Here is a 20,505-nt window from a genome sequence, read left to right as displayed (position 1 = left end):
CCGCGCAGAGTAACCACACCCGCCGACAACTCCCGGGCGCTGCGCGTCAGGGCCTGACCTCCGCGACGGCCGTCATGCCCGACAGCTCCAGCACCCGCCGGGTCGGCGTGCCCGGCGGAGCGTGGATGCTGCACTCGGTCTGCAACAGCCGGAGGCGCTCGGCGAGCGCGAAGAGAATCCGCAGTCCCGCGCTGTCGATGTAGGTCAGGCCGCCGAGGTCGATCTTCACGGCGACGAGGTGGTTGTCGATGGAGGCGAAGATCTTCTCGCGGATCAGGTCGCTGTTCGACAGGTCGATCTCGCCCGTCAGCAGGATCTCCACCGTGTCGCCGTCCGAGCGGACCTCGACGTTCGCCTCGGTCATGCGGATTCGCCTTCCGACAGTTGCTTGCGCAGGACGACGCAGGTGCCCGCTTGCTCGTGGTCGATGGTCACCTCGTCACAGAGCTGACGCATGAGCTGCGTGCCCCGCCCGCGGTGGGTGCCTCGCGCGGCGCGCCACGTCCCCGTGTCGCAGACACCGATCTGCACTTCGCGGTTGTGCGCCTCCAAATGGATCTCCACCTTACCGCCCTGGGGGCCGTAGGCGTGCTCGATCGAGTTGGCGACGGCCTCGCCGACGGCGATGAGCAGGTCGGCCACGTCGTCCTCCGAAGCACCCACGTTGGGCAGCCACCGCCGAAGTTCGGAACGGACGTCGGCGAGTGCCTCCGGAACGGCGTCGATCTCCAGGTCGAGCTTGTGCGGGGCACTGGGCGTCTGCCTCCGCACGGCGAGCACGGCGATGTCGTCCGTCGGCACCTCCGTGCCGACGAGCTTGCTCATGACCTCCGCGCACAGCAGGTCGGCGGGACCGGTGCGGGCGGCCTCGCACAGCGCGGCCAGTCCTTCCTCGAGCGGGCGGTCGCGGCGTTCCACCAGTCCGTCGGTGTAGAACAGCAGGCTCGCACCGTGGGGGATGGGCACGGTGACCCGCCGGCGGCGCTGGGGGGCCGAGCTGACCCCGATCGGCGCGTCGACCGGTGCCTCGTTGACGAGTCGGCTCGGTTCGCCCTCCGCCGCCACCACCGGCGGAAGATGGCCGGCGAGCGACAGGTGCACCGCCTCGAACGACGGCTCCCAGATGCCGAAGGCGACCGTCGCCATCGTCTCGGGCTCGAAATGCCGGACGTGTCGATCGACCTTGGACAGCACCTCGGCCGGATCGTCGCTGTCCAACGCGTGCGCGCGGACCGCGGTGCGCAGTCGTCCCATCACCATCGCGGCGGACAGACCCCGGCCCACCACGTCGCCGATGGCCATGCACAACCGGCCCGACGGCACGGTGAAGACGTCGTACCAGTCGCCGCTGATCTCCAGGCGCTCGCCGGGGACGTAGCGCGCCCCGAAGTCGAGGCCGGGGATCCGGGGCAGCTTGCTCGGCAGCAGCGAGCGCTGCAGCGTCGTCGCGGCGTTGCGTTCGGTGGCGGTCAGCTGGCTGTTCAGGTGGATCGCGATGCGGTCGGCGGCGACCCGCAACCACTGGACGTCGTTCTCGTCGAACTCCCGGTCACGCAACGTGCCCACGTGGAGGATGCCGAGCAACCTGCCCTCGCTGAGCAGCGGCACACCGACGAGCGTCTGGATGCCCTTCCGCCACAGCAGTGGATTGACCACGGTGTTCTCGCTGACCTCGTTGATGAGGTACGGCTTCAGGTCAGCGGCGATGCGCCCCGCGAAGCCCTCCCCGACGCGGACGCGGACACCCTGGCGCACCTCTTCTTCGATCCCGGAGGACGCGGTGGCGACGAGCTGTTGTCCGGAGGCGTCGAGAAGAAGAATCGTCGCTGTGTCGGCATCGAGGTTCTCCCGAACCCGGTCCAGAAGCACTTGGAGCACGTCTTCCACCTGCAGGTGTGCCAGGTCCGAGTCCGTGACCGCCTCGATCCGACGCAGGCGGTCCTCAGCTTTGTTCTTGTCGACCGCCCGTGGCATAGAGGCGAGCATAGTCCTCGGGTACGCCGACGGCAGCCCCCGCAAACGTGACGCTGGGCGCGTTGGTGTTGGCACGTCCGCTCCGGACCGTGAAGATCGAGCGATGGTCACGAGCCGTTACGACAACATCACCGTCGATGCCCACGCCTCCGCGGAACAGACCTTCCGCGCGTTCGTCGCGGTTCCCGATCGGAGTCCGGCTCCTGCCGTGGTGCTGTTCCAGGAGGTCTTCGGCGTCAACGACAACATGCGGCAGCTCGCGGTCCGCCTGGCGGACAACGGGTTCCACGCCGTCGTTCCGGACATGTTCTGGCGGTTGAAACCGGGGTTCGAGAGACGGGACGAGACCGGGCTCGCGGAGGGTATGGAACTCGCGACTCGGCTGGACTACGAGCTCGCCGTGCAGGACATGACCGCGACCCTCGCGCACGTGCGGGCCGATCCCGGATGTTCGCCGCGCGCGGGTGCCGTGGGCTTCTGCCTCGGAGGCACGCTCGCGTACCTGTTCGCCACGTCCGCGCGGGTGGACGGCCGGGGGCCCGACGCCGTCGTGTCGTACTACGGCTCCGCCGTGCACGACCACCTCGCGCTCGCGAGCGACATCGAGTGCCCGATGCTGTTCCACTTCGGAGACGACGACCCGTACATCTCCCGGGCGCAGATCGCGGCGGTCGAGGCCGCCGTGGCGAACCGGCCCGACATCGCGGTGCACCGCTACGCGGCCGGGCATGCGTTCTCGAACTTCGACGCGCCCTCGTTCTACGACGCCGACGCCGCTGACCTGGCCTGGGGCCGCACCCTGGCCTTCCTCGACGACACCCTCACCTGACCATCGTGTCCGCGAGTTACGCACGCATGTTCGCACTTCCCGTACGCGTGTTCGCGTCGCAGGGCGCCGACACGCGTACGCAGGTCGCGGACACGATGGTCGGGGTCACAGTGACGGGCGGTCCTCGGCGAGGAGGGGTTCGAAGAGGTCGCCGAGGTCGTCGACGCGGTCGAGCACCTCGTCGGCCAGGAAGCGCAGGTCGTCCGGTTCGCGGCAGGATTCGACCTCCCGCCACGTCACGGGCGTGGAGACGGTGGGAGCGGGCCTCGCGCGCAGGGAGTACGGGGCCACCGTGGTCTTCTTCGGGTTGTTCTGGCTCCAGTCGATGAGCACCTTGCCGCCGCGCAGGTTCTTCGCCATCCGCGACACCACGAGGTCGGGATGCTCCTTCTCGAGTTTCTCGGCCAACTTCTTGGCGTACTCGCCGGTGCGCGAGGCGGAGCGCGTGCGGACGGGGGCGTAGAGCTGCAGGCCCTTCGACCCGCTCGTCTTGGGGTAGGCGGTCAGGCCGTCGTCGGCGAGTTCGTCGCGCAGCCACAGGGCGACCTCGCAGCACTCGACGATCGTGGCGGGGGCGCCGGGGTCGAGGTCGAACACGAGCAGGTCGGGAGTGCGTTGCCCGCCGCGTGGACCGACCGTCCACTGGGGAATGTGCAGTTCGATGCCGGCAAGGTGTGCTGCCCACACCAGCGTCGGCAGGTCCTGCACGAGCGCGAAGTCCGCGCTCTCGGCGCCGCGTGAGCTGCCGGGTGTCTCGATGGTCACGGTGCGGACCCAGTCGGGAGCGTGGCCGGAGACGTTCTTCTCGAAGAAGGACTTGGCCTCCACGCCGTTGGGGTAGCGCTTCAACGTCAGCGGACGGTCCTTCACGTGCGGCAGCAGCACGGGGGCCACGCGCACGTAGTAGTCGATGACCTGCCCCTTCGTGAATCCCGACTCGGGGTAGAACACCTTGTCCAAGTTGGACATCCGGAGGCGGCGGCCTCCGACGTCGACGAGTGTGGGGGTGTCGGTCATCGGATCAACTCCTCGGGGGTGCGGTCGGGGCGCAGGCCGCGCCAGGCGGGGGCGCGGAGTCTGCCCTCGTCGGTCCAGGCCTTGAACGCCACCTCGCCCACGAGTTTCGGGCTCACCCAGTGGGCGCCGGCGGCTCGGTCGCGGGGCAGTGGTGTGGTGAAAGGCGAGGTCCGCCGTTCCAGGCGGCGTAGCCGGGACGCGAGGGTGCGCAGAGTGTCGTCGTCGAAGCCGGTGCCCACCTGGCCGACGTAGTGCAGCCCGTCGGGACGTGGGAGACCGAGCATGAGCGAGCCGAAGGTGTCGGCCCGTCGGCCCTCGCCGGGACGCCAGCCACCGATGACCACCTCGCACGTCAGCAGGTCGGTGATCTTGAGCCAGGAGCCGTGTCGTTCCCCGGGGCGGTAGGGCGAGTCGAGCCGTTTGGCGATGACGCCCTCCAGCTCCTGCTCGGCCGCGGCCTCCACCACGGCGCTGCCGCCGCCGGAGAACCAGGGCGGCACCTGCCAGTGCTCGCCGCCGATCTCCAGTTTCTCCAGGAGGTCGCGCCGGTGCCGGTAGGGCAGGTCGAGGCACGAGTGGCCGTCGAGATGGAGGAGGTCGAACACGAGGTAGGTGACGGGAACCTGCCGCGACAGGCGGCGGGCCCGCGGCTCGCCGGCCTGCATGCGACTCTGCAACGCGGCGAAACTCGGCCGCCCGTCCCGCAGGGCCACGATCTCGCCGTCCAGCCAGACCTGGGTGCTGCCGAGTTGCTCGCCCAGCGCCCGCAGTTCCGGGTAGACGGCGCTGATGTCTTCGCCGCGGCGGGAGAACAGCGTCGCGCGCCCGCCTTCGACACGGGTCAGCGCGCGGACGCCGTCCCACTTGAACTCGTAACCGTAGGCGGCGTCGTCCTCGGGCAGTGTTCCCGCGACGGCGAGCATGGGCTTCATGGCCGGGGGCAGGGCGGTCCACTCGGGGTCGCCGGGCGGGTCGGAGCGGATGACGTTCCAGTCCTTGCCGTCGCGGTCGTCGGCGTCGGAACCCCGCGAGCGGAAGAACACGTAGCGACCGTCCACGCGTTCGCCGTGGAGCACCACCGACACTTCCCGGTCGGTCCATTTGACGGTCTCGTACTCGCCCTGGTCCCAGATCGTCATGCGACCCGCGCCGTATTCGCCCTTCGGGATCTCGCCGGAGAACGTGGCGTAGTCGAGCGGGTGGTCCTCGGTGTGGACGGCGAGACGCACGGTGCCCGGTTCCTCGGGCAGGCCCTTGGGAACGGCGAAGGACACCAGCACGCCGTCCCGCTCCAGGCGGACGTCCCAGTGCAGTCGGCGGGCGTGGTGTTCGTGGATGACGAAGCGCTCGCCCGGACCGCGATCGGGCGCACCGGAGCCGGCGTCCTCGGGCAGCGGCTCGGGAGTCCGGCCCTTCCTGCGCTTCGCCCGGTACGGGTCGAGTCGAGACGCCATGGGCGCCGGGTACCCGGCGTGCCCCGGGAGAATGCCGGGGCGGAGAACGCGATCAGCCGGGCACGGCGGGGGCCGCACCCGGCTGATCGGTGTGCAGGACGTCAGCCGGTGACCGACTCGACGATCACTTCGGCGCTGCCGACGCGCAGGTCGTCGACGGTGCGCACCGCGAGGACACCCCGCAGGACACGGCCGTCACCGGGGTCCGCTGTCGCGGTCACCGTGGCCGGCACGGTCCACGTGCTGCCGGTGGCCCGCTCGGCGGCCTCGTCGGTGACCTCGACGGCGCCCAGGCCGTCCACCGCGTAGCTGTCGAGGTAGTCGAACTCGGTGGTGCCGGACGGGACCGAGTAGGCGTCGATCTCCACCCGCCAGGTCCCGGCCGCCGGCTTCGCCACCGTCACCGACTCCTCGGAGTCGCCGTCGGCGGTGTAGTCGGCCAGCACGCAGTCGCCCGACGTGCAGTCGTAGACGAACAGGTCGAGGTCCGCGCCGCCGTCGGAGGTGGAGCCGATGGTGGCGGTCAGCGACCCGGCGCCTTCGGGCACGGTGACGTCGTAGGACTGCACCTCGCCCTCCCCGATGCTCGGACGCTCCTTGCGGGCGCTGTCGAGCGGCACGCCCGTGAGCGCGCCGGTGAAGGCACCCAGGGTGTTCGTCACCGTGTACTCGCGTGACACGGGCTCACCCAGCGCCGCCTCCGGCAGCACGTCCGGGTTCGGCTCGACCGAGGCGCCCTGCACCGCCATCGCCAGCGACCAGTCCGACGTGGGCGCGTCGGACGTGCGGCGCGCCTCGACGACGATCTCCCACACGCCCGGCATGGGGTCGGTGACGGTGCGGCTGGTGGCCGTGCCGCCCGCGCAGCCGCCGCCGGCGTCGGGGTTGAAGCAGTTCAGCGACGACGTGGAGTCGACGGGAATGCCGGTGGGGTCGTAGCGGACGAAGCGCACCTGGCCCTCGCCCGACTCGCCACCCGCCCGCATGTCGATCTTCAGCGACGCCGTGCCCTCGGGCACGCGCACGAACGTGCTCTGCACCTGGTTGCGCCCGACGGTGCCCGACGCCTCGGTGGTGAACCCGTCCTGCTCGGCGAACTCCTGGGCCGCGAACACGACGTTCATGGTCTGGACGTCGTAGCCCACGGTGCGGCGGTCGTCCAGACGCAGCAGCGCCGAGTGCACACCCGCCTCGGTCGGCTTGACCTTCACGTCGAAGGTCACCGGCTTGTCGAGCGGCAGCTTCACCGTCTTCTTCGACGAGAACGTGCCGTCGTTGCCGACCCAGCTGACGCGGTAGTTCACCGGCTGCTTCGCACCGCTGGTCCGCGTGAGGGTGTAGGTGCGGGTGTAGTTCTCGCCGACGCGCACGCCCTCCCGGTCGTGGATACCGACGCCGGTGTCCGGAGTGGACAACTGGTGGGAGAGAACGGTGTTGACCTCGACGGACGTGGTGACGTCGGCGTGTTCCTTGCTGCGGAGCACGTCGAGCGCCCGCACCGTGTCGATGAGGCCGGCGCCCTGCGCGTACGCCGGGATGTCGTCCACGAACCGCGCGGTCGAGGTCAGCGCCGACCGCAGCACCGACGCGTCGGGACGCTTGCCGTACAACGACTTGTAGGCGCTCACCAGCAGCGCGCCCGAGCCCGTGGCCTGCGGGGCGGCCATCGACGTGCCGTTCAGCATGCTGTAGCCCGGGGGCAGCTCGTACGTGCCCGGCACGGGGCCGCCCGGCTGCCACCTCGGCGTGGTCGCCACCGCGGCGCCCGGGGCGACGAGGTTGGGCTTGAACCCGCCGTCCTCCCGCGGCCCGCGCGACGAGAACGGGTGCAGGCTCTCCTTGGTCGCGGACTCGGAACCGTAGTTGGCGAGCCACGTGGCCTCGCTGATGTAGGAGCCGACGCTCAGGGCGTCGGTTGCCACGGACGGGTCACCCACGGAGTTCGCCCCGGCGCCGCTGTTGCCTGCCGAGATGAACAGCTGCACGTCGTAGGTGTCGATGATCCGGTTGTACAGCTCGGCGCGAGCGTTGTTGCCGTCGTTCAGGGCAGGCAGGCCGCCGATCGAGATGTTGACGACGTCGGCGCCGTTCTCGGCCGCGTAGATGACGCCGTCCACCAGGCCGCTCGACGTGCACGACGGGGTCGACAGGCAGGCCTTCACCGACATCAGCTTCGCGCCGGGAGCCGCGCCGTCCATCTTGCCGCCGAACAGGTCGTTGCCCGCGGCGATGCCCGCGACGTGCGAGCCGTGCGCGCCCGCGGACAGGCCGATGTTGACGTAGCCCGGCTGGTCGGTCTGCACGACGAACGCCATGCGGTCGACGACCTCGGTGTCCGGGTCGTCCTCGCCGAAGAAGCCGACGTCGTGGTCGACCTTGTAGTCCCGCATCGCCTTCTCGTCGGTGAAGTCGCCGTCACCGTCGAGGTCGACGCGGACCTCCATCGACGCGGTGTCGACCAGCACGCCCCAGCTGTCCTCGCGGTCGCCGTCGCGGTTGACGTCACCTTCCAGCTCGCTGCTGCCGGAGCCGAGGTCCTGGGCGGTCTCGTCGAACACGCCGAAGGTGAACTCGCCTTCCGGCGCGGTCCACTCGCGGCCCTGCGCCGTGAACGTGCCCGAGTAGGTCTCCTCCGACAGCCTCACCCACGTGCCGTCGCCGGAGTCGGGGGAGTTGGCCGTGTACCAGTCGACGATCTTGCGCTCGCCGGTGCTGGTCTCGGCCAGCGCCGGGTGGTCGAGGTCGACACCGCTGTCGAGGATCGCGATGGTGGTGCCGCGGCCGTCCCAGAACGGGAACAGCTGGCTGAACCGGGCGGCCTTGGTGTCCTGCGTCGGCAGGTACGGGTTGCTCTTGGGTGTCGTGGCGTCCGGTGCGGGCTGCGGGAGGGGGTCGGTCACGCCGAGCGGCTCGGGCTCGTCCCTGGCGATCAGCCCGTCGACGTCGACGGCCTTCACCGAACGGAGCTTCTGCGCCTGCTCTGCCGCCGCGAGCGGCACCGTGACCTTCAGGTAGTCGAGGTCGGCGTCCGTCTTCTGCACCCTGCCGCCCAGCGAGGACAGCTCGCCCTTGGCGGCCGCCGCCTTGCCGGGTTCGGCGGCGACGAGCAGTGTGACGGTGGACCTGCCCTCCTTCTCGGCCTGTTCCAGCAGGATCTGGTCCTCGTGGTCGAGCTCCTCACCAGGCTCCGCCTGCGGCGGGATCTCCTGCTGCTGGCCCGAAGCCTGGGGCACCCCGAGCCCCAGCACCGCGACGGCGCTCACCGCCGTGGCGACGCCTATCCGTCTCATCCACGGTTGTCTTGCCACTAGGTGACCTCCAACGAATATTTGGATCGATCATCCTCAGCGGACTCACAGACGTTTCACATCCGGACGGCTCGGCGCTGAATTACCGACTTTCGTAGGGGGCACTGCGTACGATCCGCGTCCAGGACAGGGGTGTTGATCACTGCGCGTGCTCGGTCGGGGAGACTGATCACAGTCGATGTTCGACCGTGTCCCCGACCGACTGCTGGAAGGTTCTCGACTCCCATGATGGGTCGCACCCATGCGTTGACCGGCTGGTGCGCCGGCCTGGCGGTAGCGCCTGCGGTGGGTATCACCACGCTCTCGCAGGCACTCGTGTTCGCCGCGACGACCGCGGGCTACGCGCTGCTGCCGGACCTGGATCATCCCGGCGCGCGTGCCTCGAAGCTGCTCGGTCCGGTGACGGGAGCACTGTCGTGGCTGCTCCGGAAGGCGTCGGCGTCCTTCTACCAGCTGACGAAGGGGCCGCGAGACGAACGGAAGAAGGGCAGCCACCGGCATCTGTCCCACACGCTGCTGTTCGCGCTCCTGCTCGGTGGTGCGACGGCGTGGGGCACGGCCGTGGGCGGTCCCTGGGTCGTCGTGGGTGTCGTGGTGTTCGGCCTGCTGCTCGCCGAGGACGCGCTCGGAGACTGGCTGCTGCCCGTGGCGTGCGGGGCCGTGGTGTGGTGGGTCGTCGAGAACAGTCCCGACGCGCTCGCGCAACTCGACTCGGTGTCCGGGCTTCTCGGGATCGCGGTCGCGTTGGGCTGCTTCACCCACTGCCTCGGCGACGCGCTCACCGAATCCGGCTGTCCCTTCCTCTTCCCCATCCCCATCGCGGGCGAGACGTGGTACGAGCTGCGGCCGCCGAAGTCGCTGCGGTTCAGCACCGGTACCAAGGTCGAGACGGCGTTCCTGTTCCCGGTGTTCGCCGTGCTCGGGGTGCTGCTGATCCCGGGTGTGTGGCCTGCGCTGCTGGGTTTCTTCGACGACGTGCTGAACCAGAAACACACCTGACCCTCACGCATGACGACGCCCCGGGAGCGGATCCCAGGGCGTCGTCAGGCGTGAGGGGATGCGGGAGCGAAAGCGTTCGCCCCGGGCGAGTCAGTCGAGCTCCGCCTCGGAGGCTTCCGCCTCGATCTCGCCCGCCGCCGCGCCGAGGGCGTCGGCGGCGGCACCCTCGGCCTCGAACTCGGCGTAGTTGAGCTCCAGCTCGCCGTTCTCGTCCTCGTGCTTGTTCTTGTCCCCGCCCTTGTCGTCGTGGCGGGCGTCGCCGGAGCGCTTGTCGCCGTGCTCCTCGCCCTTCTTGCCGTTCTTCTCGAAGTCGGTGTGCAGCGCCTCGCTCTCGAGCTCACCGGTGTCGGCGCCCTGGTAGGTCGCGGTGGCGAAGCTCGACTCGAACGAGGCCCAGTCGATACTGCCTTCGACGTCCTCCCCGGCGGCGGCCACGCCGGCGAAGCCGAACGCGAGGGGGAAGGCGATGGCGGTGGCGATCAGACCGCGACGAACACCGCGCATGAGATGCCCTTTCCGTTTTCGGATCAGCAGGTGGGGCAAAAGCCCGACCCCCGCCTACCCGGAAAACGGGGGTGCAGTGCTGTCCTCATGCCACCGGAGGACGAGGTTTCACCCGGGCGAGCGGCGGATAACGCGTCGATCGTGGTCGGGGGAAGCGCCGAGCGAAAACGAAAGGTACCCCGGGAATGGCTCCCGGGGTACCTTTCAGGAGAAAGCCCGGAGATCAGTCCTTCTCGGCGTGGAACGCCTCGGCCTCGAGCTCCCCTGCGGCCGCGCCGAGCGGGCCGGCGGCAGCGCCTTCCGCCTCGAACGAGGCCCAGTCCACCTCGGCCTCGCCCTTGTCGTCGTGCTTGCCGTTGTCGCCGTTGTCGTGGCGGCTGTCGCCGTGCTTCTTGTCCTTGTCCTTGTGGTGGTCCTTGTCGCCGTTGTGCTCGAACGTGGCGTGGAACGCCTCGCTCGCGATGTCGCCGGCGGCTGCGCCCCAAGGGCCGGCGGCAGCGAAGCTTGCTTCGTACGAGGCCCAGTCGACGCTGCCTTCACCGTTCTCTCCGGCCGAGGCCACGCCGGCGAAGCCGAACGCGAGCGGGAGGGCAAGGGCAGAGGCGACCAGTCCGCGACGAACACTGCGCATGAGATGTCCTTTCTCCGATTCTCGAGGGTTGAAGCAGAGGCAGAAGGCCTCGGGGTTTTTGCTACCCGGTGCCTTGGGCGCTAAGCGGTCGCGTGAAACTGGATCAGCGCAATCACCGATGTGAGGTAGCGGCCGCGATATTCGGCGGGTGCGCTCACGACGATGCCCCGGGAACAGGCCCGGGGCATCGCGTCACCGAAGAGCGGGGAGGAGATCAGTCCTGCTCGGCGTGGAGGGCAGCCGATTCGACGTCCCACGCGACCGCGCCCTGGTAGCTGGCGGCAGCCCCGCTGTCCTCGTACGAGGCGTAGTCGATCTCCTTCTCGCCGTTCTCGTGCTTCTTGTCCTTGTCCTTGTCCTTGCCGTTGTCGTCGTGGCGGGCGTCGCCGGAGCGCTTGTCGCCGTGCTCCTTGCCGTCCTTCTTGCCGTCCTTCTCGAACTCGGCGTGGAAGGCCTCGGCCGAGACTTCGCCTGCGAAGGCACCCTCCGGGCCCGCGACGGCGATGCTCGCCTCGTATTCGGCCCAGTCGACGCTGCCTTCACCGTTCTCCGCGGCGGCCACGCCGGCGAAGCCGAACGCGAGCGGGAAGGCGATGGCGGTGGCGACGAGACCGCGACGAACACTGCGCATGGGATGTTCCTTTCTCCGAATGATCACAGGCGTTGGAGCCGAGGCACAAAGCCTCAGGACCTGCTACCCCCGCGAGGCATGTCGCAATCGCAAAACGGACAGTGGTGCACATCACGTAGCCCGATCGGGGAAAGCGCTGTCAAGGAAATGTGCGCGAATTCCAGGGAATGGTGAAACGGGTGACGCCGAATCGTGTCGCCGCCCTCGACGCTCGCATTCCGGAGCGTTCTTCGTGGCGCGGAGGGGCCGGATCGAGCGAGGTCGGCTCGCGGGACGCGCCCGGGGCGGCTCGCCCTGTCGTTTATGCCGATGGCCGCAGAGGTACCCCCGGTGGGCGAGGAGGAGCCATGCCCTACCGGACCAGCGGACTGCACCACGTCACCGCGATCGGCGGCGACCCGCAACGCAACGCCGACTTCTATCTGCGCACGCTGGGCCTTCGACTCGTGAAGACCACCGTGAACTTCGACGATCCGGGCACCTACCACCTCTATTACGGTGACGAGTCCGGCAGGCCGGGCACGCTGCTGACGTTCTTCCCCTGGCCCGACGCCCCGCGCGGGCGGCTCGGCACCGGCCAGGCCACGACGACCGCGTTCTCGGTGCCGGAACACTCGCTCGGCTGGTGGAAGCGGCACCTGGAGCAGGCGGGGGTGTCGACGGGTGAGGTCCTCCAGCGCGACGACGAGGACGTCCTGCCGTTCCGTGACCCCGACGGGCTCCAGCTGGCACTCGTGGCGCACGCGCAAGGCGATCCCCGCGATCCGTGGGACACGCCCGTGGTGCCCGGTGAACACGCGGTGCGCGGCCTGCACTCGGTGACGCTGTCGGTGAGCCGGGAGGACGCGACGGCGGGGATGCTCACCGAGGGCCTCGGCCTGACCTTCGCGGCCGAGGACCACAACCGGTTCCGCTTCGTCGCGGGCGACGGCGGCCCGGGCGCCACCGTGGACGTGCTCGTGACACCGGACGCACCCCGTGGGCTGGTCGCCGCGGGCACCGTGCACCACGTCGCGTGGCGCGCACCCGACGAATCCACGCAGGCCGCGTGGCGTGAGGAGTTGGTCGAGCGGGGCGTCGGTGTCACGTCGATCATGGACCGGCGATACTTTCGGTCGATCTACTTCCGCGAGCCCGGAGGAACACTGTTGGAGATCGCCACCGAGCAGCCGGGATTCACCGTCGACGAGCCACTGCTGGAGCTGGGCCGCGCGCTGAAACTGCCGCCGTGGTTGGAGCCGGATCGGGCGCAGATCGCGGCCACGCTGCCGAAGCTCGACCTCCCCCGCGAGAACAACCCGGTGAGCGCATGAGCGAGTTGACGTTCGAGCACGAGTTCGTCGAGGGCAGTGCCTCGGCCCCGGTCCTGTTGCTCCTGCACGGCACGGGCGGAAGCCCGGCCGACATCCTGGCGCTGGGCAAGGAGCTGTGCCCGGCCTCGCCGATGCTCGCTCCCGCGGGCCCGGTGTCGGAGCGGGGCGCGGCGAGGTGGTTCCGACGGCACGCCGAAGGTGTCTTCGACACCGAGGACGTGATCTTCCGGGCGGGACAACTGGCCGACTTCGTCACCGAGGCCCGTCACCGTTACGAACTCGACGGGCGACGTCTCGTGGCCGTCGGGTTCTCGAACGGGGCCAACATCGCGGCGGCCGCGGTGTTGCTGCGGCCCGACGTGCTCACCGAGGCGGTGTTGTTCGCGGCGATGATGCCGGTCCCCGAGCCGCCCCGCCACGACCTCTCCGCCACCCGGCTGCTGATGGTGAACGGGCGGCGCGACCCGATGGCCCCGCTGGTGCCCGCCCAGGAACTGGCCGCTGCGCTGCGCGAACGGGGTTGCGACGTCACCGAGCACTGGCACAGCGGGGGCCACCAGATCACCGTCGACGGCATGGCCGCGGCGAAGGAGTGGCTGTCGGTCTGAGCCGCGTTCCCACTCCGACTAACGGGTGATGGTGGGGTCGCGCAAGGGGAGTGGCCCGATCACGCGAATATAGTCGTGTTCGCTTCCGTGAATGCAAAGGAAGATGCACGATGAACTTCGGCGACATGGTGAATTGCCCGCGTTGTCTCGGATCCGGGCTTGCCCCCAACCGGAAGGACCCCTGTGAGAACTGCGGAGGACTCGGCCAGGTTCCGAAGTGACGACTGCATGTTGTGCGAGGGCGCCGGAGTTCTGACGTGGCAGCAGCCGCAGCTCGGCGTTCTCCGTACCGTCGAGGTGCCGTGTCCCGCCGGGTGCGGCGCGTACTGGAAGCATCCGTGCTCGGAGAACGACCGGGTGGTCGACGGCCGCGACGAGCTTCCCGCACGGCAGGAGGGCAACGTCGCGCAGGCCAACCGGATCGGTGCGGATTTCATTCGCAACGCGCTCGAACTCTGGGGTTTCACACAGGACGATCGGCATCACCCGAAGGGGTAGCGCGCTGCGGTTGCGGGCGGGCAACATCAGGATGTGGCAACCGGAGCGCTGGTACGGCGGGTAGGCAGGATGGCCGGGTGGGCAGCTCGAACGGGTTACGAGCTGGCGACCCTGATACCCGGCGTCGAGACATCCGAACCACGTCCTCGCTCCCAACCCACGTTGCTCGCCGGTGATGCCGAGGCGACCAGCCACCCGTTGCGCACGCGGATGGCGGAGCTCCTCGCCGAGTCGGCCGAACTCGGGCGTGACGAGGCGAGGCGGCGGCTGTACGACGCGGTCGTGCGGTCGCTGGTGCCGGACGAGGCCCGCGTCCTCCAGCTTCTCGCCCACGGCGAGCGGTATCCCACGACGGACGTCGTCGAGAGCACGTTCCTCGGTGGCGGCGACAGGGTCGTCGTGCGCAACGCCTCCACGGTGGGCCGGGCCGCCGGTGTCACGCTCACCGACGCCGTGCCCGTCTACGTGACCAGGCTCGTGGCGTTCGGTCTCGCCGAGCTGGGCCCGGAGGACCGCACGCTGTCGACCCAGTACGAGGTGCTCGTGGCCGACGAGACCGTGGTCGCGGCGGCGCGGACGCTGCGCAGGCCGCGATTCGTCCGCGGCACGGTGCGGATCTCCCGTTTCGGAACCAGTCTCTGGCAAGCCTGCTCCCCGAAACCCCCTGAGGCAGAAATCCCCGCCACCCCCTGACCCGTCGCCTCCTGACACCGTGTCCGCGCTCTGCGCACACGTGTCCGCGGTTCCCGTACGCTTGTCCGCACTTCGCGTACGCCGGAGCGACCGGTCAGCGCACCAGGTACCGCGTGAGTTCCACTGCGTTGCTCAGTATTCCGACGTGGCTGCCGTCCAGCTGGTCCGCGACGATGCCGAGCCGGTCCCGGCTGAGACGGCGCTGGAACTCCAGCGGGAACACCCGGTCGTGGCGGAAAGCGACCACGCGCGTCGGCACGTCGGGCCAGGCGGGCGCGGGCCAGGGTTGGTCGAACGGAGTCGACGCCTGGTCGCACTCACCGTGCAGCAGTGCGGCCTCCGCCAGGGCCGGGGGAAGGTCGTGCAGGAACAGCGTCTCCAGATCGGCCTCCGCGTCGGGATCCCGCCCCGCCCGCAGGTCCGCGGTGCGCCGCGCCTCGGCGTGCCCCGTGCGCTCCCACCACTGCGAGCCCGTCTCCCCGGGCAGCGGGATCATCGGTGCCAGTACCACGGTGTGCTGCCCGCGCCGGGGACGAGGGCGAACGCCGGACGCGACGTCGAGTTCGGCATGTCCCGACTCTAGAGGCCCTCCGACTTCGTGTCCGCTCCCTGCGCACGCGTGTTCGCGCTTCCCGTACGTGCGCCCGTGCGGGTTCGTCCCCGGCGGGCAGCCGTTCCGTGCCCGACAATGGCTCGAATGGACAGCGTGGACGTACTCAGGGACGGGTTCGAGCGCGTCAGGCAGGCTGTGCACGACGCCGTGCGAGGGCTCAGGGTGGCCCAGTTGAACGAGCGTGTCGACGCGCAGGCCAACTCGATCGCGTGGTTGCTGTGGCACCTCACGCGGGTCCAGGACGATCACGTGTCCGAGGTGGCGGAGCGCGCGCAGACGTGGCTGGCCGACGGCTGGTACGACCGTTTCGGCGTGGACCTGCCGCACGCCGACACGGGTTTCGGGCACACGAATGAGGACGTCGCCGCGGTCCAGGTGCGGTCGGTGAGGCTGCTGACCGGCTACTACGACGCCGTTCACGAGCAGACCCTGGCCTATCTCGACGACATCACCGCCGACGACCTCGACGTGGTGATCGACGAGTCGTGGAGCCCGCCGGTCACGCTGGGCGTGCGGCTGGTGAGCGTGATCGCCGACGACCTGCAACACGCGGGGCAGGCGGCGTTCGTGCGAGGCCTGCTGCTCCACCGCTGACGGGCCGTACAAGGACTCGACCATGGCACCTGGTCAGCCGTGATCAGGCGCGCTCACGTGAGTTCCCTGCCGGTGGTGGCGTCCACGTGTGCCGGGACGGTGTCGTGTCGCGTCCCGACGCTCGACGTGCCGGTGCGCTCGAACAACAGGATGGAGGCGCCGTCCGGCGACGACGGCTTGTGTTCGACTCCGCGCGGTACCACGAACACCGAGCCCTTGGTCAGCGTCACGGTGCGTTCGTCGGATCCTTCCCGGAGCGCGATGTGCAGCTCGCCGTCGAGCACGCAGAAGAACTCGTCGGTGTCGTCGTGGGCGTGCCACAGGTGTTCCCCGGCGACCTTGGCCACGCGCACGTCGTGGTCGTTCACGGTGGCGACGATCCGGGGGCTCCACAGCTGGTCGAAGCGCGCGAGGGCCTCGTCGAGGCCGGTGGCGTGAGCGTGCATGGTCTTGAGCATGCAACCTGCGAACATCCCCCGGAAGTGTTAGAAAACGCAGATGTCGCAAGAGTCGTCGCAGGCGGCACATCGCGTGGTCGCCATCGTGGACAACGGGTCCAATCCGTTCGAACTCGGGGTGGCGACGGAACTGTTCGGACTGCGACGGCCCGAACTCGACGGTCAGCTGCGTGCGCCGTGGTACGACTTCCGGCTGTGCGCCGCGACGCCGACCGTGTCGATGCACGCCGGCTTCTTCAGCCTCTCCGACGTCGAACCGCTCGACATCGTCGACGACGCCGACACCGTTCTGGTGCCCAACCGGCCGGACCCCGCGGTGTCGCCGTCGGCTCCGGTGGTGGAGGCCGTCCGCTCGGCGGCCGCGCGAGGGGCCCGGCTCATGAGCTTCTGCACCGGGGCGTTCACTCTGGCGGAGGCGGGCGTGCTCGACGGTCGCCGCGCGACGACGCACTGGCGCTGGGCCGACGCGTTCCGGGCGCGCTTCCCGCGAGTCGAGCTCGACCCCGACGTGCTCTACGTCGACGAGGGTGCGGTGCTCACGTCGGCCGGGAGTGCGGCCGCGCTCGACCTCGGCCTCCACGTCATCAGGAAGGACCACGGCGCGGACGTCGCCAACGCGGTGAGCAGGCGGGCCGTGTTCGCCGGTCATCGCGACGGAGGGCAGCGGCAGTTCGTCGAGCGGCCGGTTCCCCGCCACGTGCACGCGGGTCTGTCGGACGTGCTGGAGTGGGCGCGACGACGGCTTGACCGGCCGCTGACCGTCCGTGACCTGGCCCGTCGCGCGGCGGTGAGCCCGGCGACGCTGCATCGCAGATTCGCCGCGGAGGTCGGCACGACGCCGCTGGTGTGGTTGACGGGCGAGCGGGTGCGGTTGGCGTGTCAGCTGCTGGAGCGGGGCGAGCTGCCGCTCGACCGGGTCGCGGAGGCCAGTGGACTCGGCACGGCGTCCAATCTCCGGTCGCTGCTGCGCAAGCACGTCGGGGTGAGTCCCACGGAGTACCGGCGGCGGTTCGGGTACCGGAGTCGAACGACGTCGGTCAGTGCCGGGTCAACTTCCGCGTCTGCTCGCGAAGCACGCCGATCGTCCGAGTGAGGTGGTCGGGCGACCTGTCGCTCGGACTGGGAGTGGCGCGGGGTGCTGTTCGGGCCGTGCGACCTGGTTCGCGGCCACGGCGACACTCCGCGTGGTCTGCGAGGATGAGGGCATGCCGACGCTGAACCTCACCGGCGACCGCGACGCCGACGCGCTGCTGAGCGACGACCCGGCGGCCCTGCTCACCGGCATGCTGCTCGACCAGCAGGTGGCGATGGAGGTGGCCTTCGCGGGCCCGAAGAAGATCGCCGACCGGCTGGGTGGCTTCGACGTGCACGCCATCGCCGAGGCCGACCCCGAGGAGTTCGCGGCCGTGTGCGCTCGGCAACCCGCCGTGCACCGCTTTCCCGGGGCGATGGCCAAGCGCATCCAGGCGCTGTGCCGCTACCTGCTCGACCACTACGACGGGCGGGCCGACGCGATCTGGACGCAGGGTGACCCGGACGGTCGCGAGGTGCTGCGCAGGCTGAAGGCGCTGCCCGGTTACGGCGACCAGAAGGCACGCATCTTCCTGGCGCTGCTCGGCAAGCAGCTGGGCGTGCGACCGGAGGGCTGGCGTGAGGCCGCGGGAGCGTACGGCGAGGAGGGGTCGCGGCGCTCCATCGCCGACGTCGTGGACGAGCAGACGCTGCAGGAGGTCCGCTCGTACAAGAAGGCGGCCAAGGCGGCGGCGAAACGGGGTTGAGCGACTCGGCTGGGCGGTCCGCCGACCGTCGTGAGCCGTCCGTTGACATCGTGTCACCCGACGGGACGCTAACCCGGACAGACGCTCGCGTTCTGTGCCCGGCGCCACTACGGTTCCTCTCAGGTACCCGCTCGAATAGAGCGGTCCCAGCGCTGTGCTTATAGCACATCGATTAGCATGATCGGAACCTTTTTGTTGGTGTTGTCACGCATGTTTCTGTGTTGTCGCAGGTAGCCACGGTGGGCCACCGGGCGACGAGCTGAGACCGGCAAAGCACTCTGTTACGTTCTTTGAATATGTCCGGAAAGCACTCAGAGCGTGCCAACGGCGATAATCAATCGGCGGGCCGCATTGTGATCGAAACGCCGACCAAGCAGGACGGCGCGGCCTTGTGGCGAATCGCTCGCGATTCGCAGAAGTTGGATCTCAACTCGTCGTACGCCTACCTACTGTGGTGTGTCGATTTCGCCGACACGTCGGTCGTCGCACGCGTCGACGGGGAAATTGTTGGTTTCGTCATCGGCTACCGTCGCCCCACGGACCCCGAGTCCGTGCTGGTGTGGCAGGTCGCCGTCGACTCGTCACAGCGAGGGCGCGGCCTGGCGGGCACGCTGCTCGACGACCTGTTCGGCAAGCTCGTGGACTCCGGAGTGCGCTACCTGGACACCACGATCACGCCTGACAACGAGGCGTCGATCCGGCTGTTCTCCTCGTTCGCGAAGAGGTGGAACGCCACGCTGGAGCGGTCGCGGCTGTTCGATGTGGACGATTTCCCCGACGAGCACGAGCCCGAGGATCTCTTCCGCGTCGGCCCGCTTTCGAGCGCCCGGCGACCACAGTGATCGATACACGCGAATGTGACCGATCTCGCGGCCTTCGATTTTTTGTTCCTCAATAGCAGGAGACTGAGCAAGTGAGCATCTTTGAAACCCTTGAGTCCGAGGTGCGCAGCTACAGCCGTGGCTGGCCCGTCGTGTTCGACCGGGCTCAGGGTAGTTGGCTCTACTCGGAAGACGGCAAAGCATACCTCGACTTCTTCGCCGGTGCCGGCGCTCTGAACTACGGGCACAACAATCCGGTACTGAAGAAGGCATTGATCGACTACATTTCGCGCGACGGTGTGACACACGCGCTCGACATGTTCACCGTCGCGAAACGGGACTTCCTGGAGACGTTGAACGACGTCATCCTGAAGCCCCGCGAGATGGACTACAAGGTCATCTTCCCGGGGCCCGGCGGCGCCAACGCCGTCGAGGCCGCGTTGAAGCTGGCCCGCAAGGTGACCGGCAAGGAGTCGGTCATCAACTTCACCAATGCCTTCCACGGCATGACCCTGGGTGCGTTGTCGGTGACCGGCAACTCGATGAAGCGCGGCGGAGCGGGGATCCCGCTCGTGCACGCGACTCCCATGCCGTACGACAAGTACTTCGACGGCGCCTACCCGGACTTCCTCTACTTCGAGCGCCTGCTGGAGGACTCCGGCAGCGGGCTGAACGAGCCCGCGGCGGTCATCGTGGAGACCGTCCAGGGCGAGGGCGGCATCAACGCCGCGCGCCTGGAGTGGCTGAAGGGTCTGTCGGAGCTGTGCGAGCGGCACGACATTCTCCTCATCCTCGACGACGTGCAGATGGGTTGCGGGCGCACCGGTCCGTTCTTCAGCTTCGAGGAAGCCGGCATCAAGCCCGACATGATCTGCCTGTCCAAGTCCATCGGCGGCTACGGTCTGCCGCTGGCCATCACGTTGGTCCGCCCGGACCTCGACGTGTGGTCGCCCGGTGAGCACAACGGCACGTTCCGCGGCATCAACCCCGCGTTCGTGACGGCAGCCGAGGCACTGCGTACGTACTGGCGCGACGACGAGCTGGAGAAGTCCACCAAGGCCAAGGGCGAGCGCGTCGGCCGGGTCTTCACCGAGCTCGTCGACAGCTACCCGGAGTCGAACCTGGTCGCGAAGGGTCGCGGCCTCGCCCGCGGCCTGGAGTTCCCCGACGGCGAGATCGCGGGCAAGGTCTGTGCCCAGGCGTTCGAGCGTGGTTTGCTGATGGAGACCTCCGGCCCCGACGGGGAAGTGGTGAAGTTGCTGCCCGCGCTCACCACGACGGAGGAAGAGATCGAGCAGGGCCTGTCGATCATCAAGGAATCGGTCGGCGCCGTGCTGTCGCGCTGAACGCGCGTTCGACGTTGCACATCTCATTTCGTGAAGGAGCCAAATTGATCGTTCGGACCCTCGACGAGGTCACCGACACCGAAGCCGACATCAAGCAGCCGAACTGGCGCAGCAAGCGGATCGTCCTCGCCAAGGACAAGGTCGGCTTCTCCGTGCACGAGACGACGCTGTACGCGGGCACGGTCAACGACTTCTGGTACGCCAACCACATCGAGGCCGTGTTCATCGTCGAGGGTGAAGGCGAGCTGACCGACAAGACGACCGGAGAGACGTACCAGCTGAAGCCGGGTTCGCTCTACCTCCTGGACCAGCACGACAAGCACCAGGTGCGGCCGAAGACGGACATGCGCACGGTGTGCGTCTTCAACCCGCCTATCACGGGCCGTGAGGTGCACGACGAGAACGGCGTGTACCCACTCGTCGTCGAGGACTAACG

At 69.1% G+C, this 20,505-nt stretch carries 22 protein-coding genes; 12 read left to right on the top strand and 10 right to left on the bottom strand.

What is annotated here, in order from left to right; translation table 11 throughout:
• Positions 1-46: 46 nt before the first annotated feature.
• Positions 47-364, bottom strand: coding sequence for an STAS domain-containing protein (locus tag SACAZDRAFT_RS10950; RefSeq protein WP_005441565.1), 318 nt, complete (start codon positions 362-364; stop codon positions 47-49).
• A complete protein-coding gene (locus SACAZDRAFT_RS10945; protein ID WP_005441562.1) occupies positions 361-1,974 on the bottom strand; it encodes an ATP-binding SpoIIE family protein phosphatase in 1,614 nt (537 codons plus the stop codon). The genes SACAZDRAFT_RS10950 and SACAZDRAFT_RS10945 overlap by 4 nt, the downstream gene beginning before the upstream one ends.
• A gap of 103 nt (positions 1,975-2,077) precedes the next feature.
• On the opposite strand from SACAZDRAFT_RS10945, the gene SACAZDRAFT_RS10940 reads away from it, so the two are divergent.
• Positions 2,078-2,803 (top strand): dienelactone hydrolase family protein, encoded by a 726-nt coding sequence (locus tag SACAZDRAFT_RS10940; RefSeq protein WP_005441561.1) that lies wholly within the window; start codon positions 2,078-2,080, stop codon positions 2,801-2,803.
• A gap of 105 nt (positions 2,804-2,908) precedes the next feature.
• Here the strand turns inward: SACAZDRAFT_RS10940 and ligD (SACAZDRAFT_RS10935) are convergent, their stop codons facing one another.
• The 3 genes from ligD (SACAZDRAFT_RS10935) to SACAZDRAFT_RS10925 form a co-directional block, all read right to left on the bottom strand.
• Positions 2,909-3,820 (bottom strand): non-homologous end-joining DNA ligase, encoded by a 912-nt coding sequence (gene ligD, locus SACAZDRAFT_RS10935; protein ID WP_005441560.1) that lies wholly within the window; start codon positions 3,818-3,820, stop codon positions 2,909-2,911.
• On the bottom strand, positions 3,817-5,274 hold the full coding sequence (gene ligD / locus SACAZDRAFT_RS10930) for a non-homologous end-joining DNA ligase (RefSeq protein ID WP_040927741.1): 1,458 nt from the start codon (positions 5,272-5,274) through the stop codon (positions 3,817-3,819). Before ligD (SACAZDRAFT_RS10930) ends, ligD (SACAZDRAFT_RS10935) begins: the two co-directional genes overlap by 4 nt.
• A gap of 101 nt (positions 5,275-5,375) precedes the next feature.
• On the bottom strand, positions 5,376-8,564 hold the full coding sequence (locus SACAZDRAFT_RS10925) for a S8 family serine peptidase (protein WP_040927740.1): 3,189 nt from the start codon (positions 8,562-8,564) through the stop codon (positions 5,376-5,378).
• Between the two features lie 243 nt (positions 8,565-8,807).
• Between SACAZDRAFT_RS10925 and SACAZDRAFT_RS10920 the strand changes: the two genes are divergently transcribed.
• Positions 8,808-9,581 carry a metal-dependent hydrolase gene (locus SACAZDRAFT_RS10920; protein WP_005441557.1) on the top strand — a complete coding sequence of 258 codons (774 nt, stop codon included), beginning with the start codon at positions 8,808-8,810 and terminating at the stop codon, positions 9,579-9,581.
• A gap of 90 nt (positions 9,582-9,671) precedes the next feature.
• On the opposite strand, the gene SACAZDRAFT_RS10915 is transcribed toward SACAZDRAFT_RS10920, so the two are convergent.
• The 3 genes from SACAZDRAFT_RS10915 to SACAZDRAFT_RS10905 all read right to left on the bottom strand — a co-directional run bounded on the left by SACAZDRAFT_RS10915 (position 9,672) and on the right by SACAZDRAFT_RS10905 (position 11,347).
• Positions 9,672-10,085: a hypothetical protein gene (locus SACAZDRAFT_RS10915; RefSeq protein WP_005441556.1), complete on the bottom strand. Its 414-nt coding sequence runs from the start codon at positions 10,083-10,085 to the stop codon at positions 9,672-9,674.
• Positions 10,086-10,308: 223 nt separating this feature from the next.
• A complete protein-coding gene (locus SACAZDRAFT_RS10910) occupies positions 10,309-10,716 on the bottom strand; it encodes a hypothetical protein (RefSeq protein WP_005441555.1) in 408 nt (135 codons plus the stop codon).
• Between the two features lie 214 nt (positions 10,717-10,930).
• Entirely contained in the window at positions 10,931-11,347 is a 417-nt protein-coding gene (locus SACAZDRAFT_RS10905) for a hypothetical protein (protein WP_005441554.1), read from the bottom strand.
• 347 nt (positions 11,348-11,694) lie between these two features.
• On the opposite strand from SACAZDRAFT_RS10905, the gene SACAZDRAFT_RS10900 reads away from it, so the two are divergent.
• From SACAZDRAFT_RS10900 to SACAZDRAFT_RS10885, 4 genes are all read left to right on the top strand, one after another.
• Positions 11,695-12,660, top strand: coding sequence for a ring-cleaving dioxygenase (locus SACAZDRAFT_RS10900; RefSeq protein ID WP_005441546.1), 966 nt, complete (start codon positions 11,695-11,697; stop codon positions 12,658-12,660).
• The gene (locus tag SACAZDRAFT_RS10895) at positions 12,657-13,268 is read left to right on the top strand and encodes an alpha/beta hydrolase (protein WP_005441545.1); all 612 of its coding nucleotides are present in this window, start codon (positions 12,657-12,659) and stop codon (positions 13,266-13,268) included. The genes SACAZDRAFT_RS10900 and SACAZDRAFT_RS10895 overlap by 4 nt, the downstream gene beginning before the upstream one ends.
• Positions 13,269-13,451: 183 nt before the next feature.
• Positions 13,452-13,766 (top strand): hypothetical protein, encoded by a 315-nt coding sequence (locus tag SACAZDRAFT_RS10890; protein WP_005441544.1) that lies wholly within the window; start codon positions 13,452-13,454, stop codon positions 13,764-13,766.
• Positions 13,767-13,835: 69 nt separating this feature from the next.
• Positions 13,836-14,459, top strand: coding sequence for an Abi-alpha family protein (locus SACAZDRAFT_RS10885; protein ID WP_005441543.1), 624 nt, complete (start codon positions 13,836-13,838; stop codon positions 14,457-14,459).
• Between the two features lie 94 nt (positions 14,460-14,553).
• On the opposite strand, the gene SACAZDRAFT_RS10880 is transcribed toward SACAZDRAFT_RS10885, so the two are convergent.
• Positions 14,554-14,970, bottom strand: a complete 417-nt coding sequence (locus SACAZDRAFT_RS10880) for an alpha/beta hydrolase (protein WP_198283867.1) — start codon at positions 14,968-14,970, stop codon at positions 14,554-14,556.
• A 186-nt stretch (positions 14,971-15,156) separates the two neighbouring features.
• Between SACAZDRAFT_RS10880 and SACAZDRAFT_RS10875 the strand changes: the two genes are divergently transcribed.
• The gene (locus tag SACAZDRAFT_RS10875) at positions 15,157-15,666 is read left to right on the top strand and encodes a mycothiol transferase (protein WP_005441542.1); all 510 of its coding nucleotides are present in this window, start codon (positions 15,157-15,159) and stop codon (positions 15,664-15,666) included.
• A 53-nt stretch (positions 15,667-15,719) separates the two neighbouring features.
• Here SACAZDRAFT_RS10875 and SACAZDRAFT_RS10870 read toward each other — a convergent pair whose 3' ends face one another.
• Positions 15,720-16,124 (bottom strand): cupin domain-containing protein, encoded by a 405-nt coding sequence (locus SACAZDRAFT_RS10870; RefSeq protein ID WP_005441541.1) that lies wholly within the window; start codon positions 16,122-16,124, stop codon positions 15,720-15,722.
• 40 nt (positions 16,125-16,164) lie between these two features.
• Between SACAZDRAFT_RS10870 and SACAZDRAFT_RS10865 the strand changes: the two genes are divergently transcribed.
• From SACAZDRAFT_RS10865 to SACAZDRAFT_RS10845, 5 genes are all read left to right on the top strand, one after another.
• A complete protein-coding gene (locus SACAZDRAFT_RS10865) occupies positions 16,165-17,217 on the top strand; it encodes a helix-turn-helix domain-containing protein (protein WP_198283865.1) in 1,053 nt (350 codons plus the stop codon).
• Between the two features lie 112 nt (positions 17,218-17,329).
• Complete coding sequence (locus SACAZDRAFT_RS10860) at positions 17,330-17,902, top strand: HhH-GPD-type base excision DNA repair protein (protein WP_005441531.1); 573 nt, start codon at positions 17,330-17,332, stop codon at positions 17,900-17,902.
• 296 nt (positions 17,903-18,198) lie between these two features.
• Complete coding sequence (gene ectA / locus SACAZDRAFT_RS10855) at positions 18,199-18,744, top strand: diaminobutyrate acetyltransferase (protein WP_005441530.1); 546 nt, start codon at positions 18,199-18,201, stop codon at positions 18,742-18,744.
• 71 nt (positions 18,745-18,815) lie between these two features.
• On the top strand, positions 18,816-20,069 hold the full coding sequence (gene ectB, locus SACAZDRAFT_RS10850; RefSeq protein WP_005441529.1) for a diaminobutyrate--2-oxoglutarate transaminase: 1,254 nt from the start codon (positions 18,816-18,818) through the stop codon (positions 20,067-20,069).
• A gap of 44 nt (positions 20,070-20,113) precedes the next feature.
• Complete coding sequence (locus SACAZDRAFT_RS10845) at positions 20,114-20,503, top strand: ectoine synthase (RefSeq protein ID WP_005441528.1); 390 nt, start codon at positions 20,114-20,116, stop codon at positions 20,501-20,503.
• Positions 20,504-20,505 lie beyond the last annotated feature (2 nt).

Source organism: Saccharomonospora azurea NA-128, from assembly GCF_000231055.2.
Lineage (GTDB): Bacteria > Actinomycetota > Actinomycetes > Mycobacteriales > Pseudonocardiaceae > Saccharomonospora > Saccharomonospora azurea.
Note: the sequence above shows the minus strand (reverse complement) of the source record. Positions and strands in the feature narration are given on the sequence as shown.

What these genes read in the sequence shown, in the direction of transcription:
- SACAZDRAFT_RS10870 (WP_005441541.1), bottom strand. Translation starts at nt 16,124, where the DNA reads ATGCTCAAGACCATGCACGCTCACGCCACCGGCCTCGACGAGGCCCTC.
- ectA (WP_005441530.1), top strand. Translation starts at nt 18,199, where the DNA reads ATGTCCGGAAAGCACTCAGAGCGTGCCAACGGCGATAATCAATCGGCG.
- SACAZDRAFT_RS10915 (WP_005441556.1), bottom strand. Translation starts at nt 10,085, where the DNA reads ATGCGCGGTGTTCGTCGCGGTCTGATCGCCACCGCCATCGCCTTCCCC.
- SACAZDRAFT_RS10920 (WP_005441557.1), top strand. Translation starts at nt 8,808, where the DNA reads ATGATGGGTCGCACCCATGCGTTGACCGGCTGGTGCGCCGGCCTGGCG.
- SACAZDRAFT_RS10875 (WP_005441542.1), top strand. Translation starts at nt 15,157, where the DNA reads ATGGACAGCGTGGACGTACTCAGGGACGGGTTCGAGCGCGTCAGGCAG.
- ligD (WP_005441560.1), bottom strand. Translation starts at nt 3,820, where the DNA reads ATGACCGACACCCCCACACTCGTCGACGTCGGAGGCCGCCGCCTCCGG.
- SACAZDRAFT_RS10945 (WP_005441562.1), bottom strand. Translation starts at nt 1,974, where the DNA reads ATGCCACGGGCGGTCGACAAGAACAAAGCTGAGGACCGCCTGCGTCGG.
- SACAZDRAFT_RS10865 (WP_198283865.1), top strand. Translation starts at nt 16,165, where the DNA reads ATGTCGCAAGAGTCGTCGCAGGCGGCACATCGCGTGGTCGCCATCGTG.
- SACAZDRAFT_RS10910 (WP_005441555.1), bottom strand. Translation starts at nt 10,716, where the DNA reads ATGCGCAGTGTTCGTCGCGGACTGGTCGCCTCTGCCCTTGCCCTCCCG.
- SACAZDRAFT_RS10925 (WP_040927740.1), bottom strand. Translation starts at nt 8,564, where the DNA reads ATGAGACGGATAGGCGTCGCCACGGCGGTGAGCGCCGTCGCGGTGCTG.
- ligD (WP_040927741.1), bottom strand. Translation starts at nt 5,274, where the DNA reads ATGGCGTCTCGACTCGACCCGTACCGGGCGAAGCGCAGGAAGGGCCGG.
- SACAZDRAFT_RS10900 (WP_005441546.1), top strand. Translation starts at nt 11,695, where the DNA reads ATGCCCTACCGGACCAGCGGACTGCACCACGTCACCGCGATCGGCGGC.
- SACAZDRAFT_RS10895 (WP_005441545.1), top strand. Translation starts at nt 12,657, where the DNA reads ATGAGCGAGTTGACGTTCGAGCACGAGTTCGTCGAGGGCAGTGCCTCG.
- SACAZDRAFT_RS10885 (WP_005441543.1), top strand. Translation starts at nt 13,836, where the DNA reads ATGGCCGGGTGGGCAGCTCGAACGGGTTACGAGCTGGCGACCCTGATA.
- SACAZDRAFT_RS10860 (WP_005441531.1), top strand. Translation starts at nt 17,330, where the DNA reads ATGCCGACGCTGAACCTCACCGGCGACCGCGACGCCGACGCGCTGCTG.
- SACAZDRAFT_RS10950 (WP_005441565.1), bottom strand. Translation starts at nt 364, where the DNA reads ATGACCGAGGCGAACGTCGAGGTCCGCTCGGACGGCGACACGGTGGAG.
- SACAZDRAFT_RS10905 (WP_005441554.1), bottom strand. Translation starts at nt 11,347, where the DNA reads ATGCGCAGTGTTCGTCGCGGTCTCGTCGCCACCGCCATCGCCTTCCCG.
- SACAZDRAFT_RS10940 (WP_005441561.1), top strand. Translation starts at nt 2,078, where the DNA reads ATGGTCACGAGCCGTTACGACAACATCACCGTCGATGCCCACGCCTCC.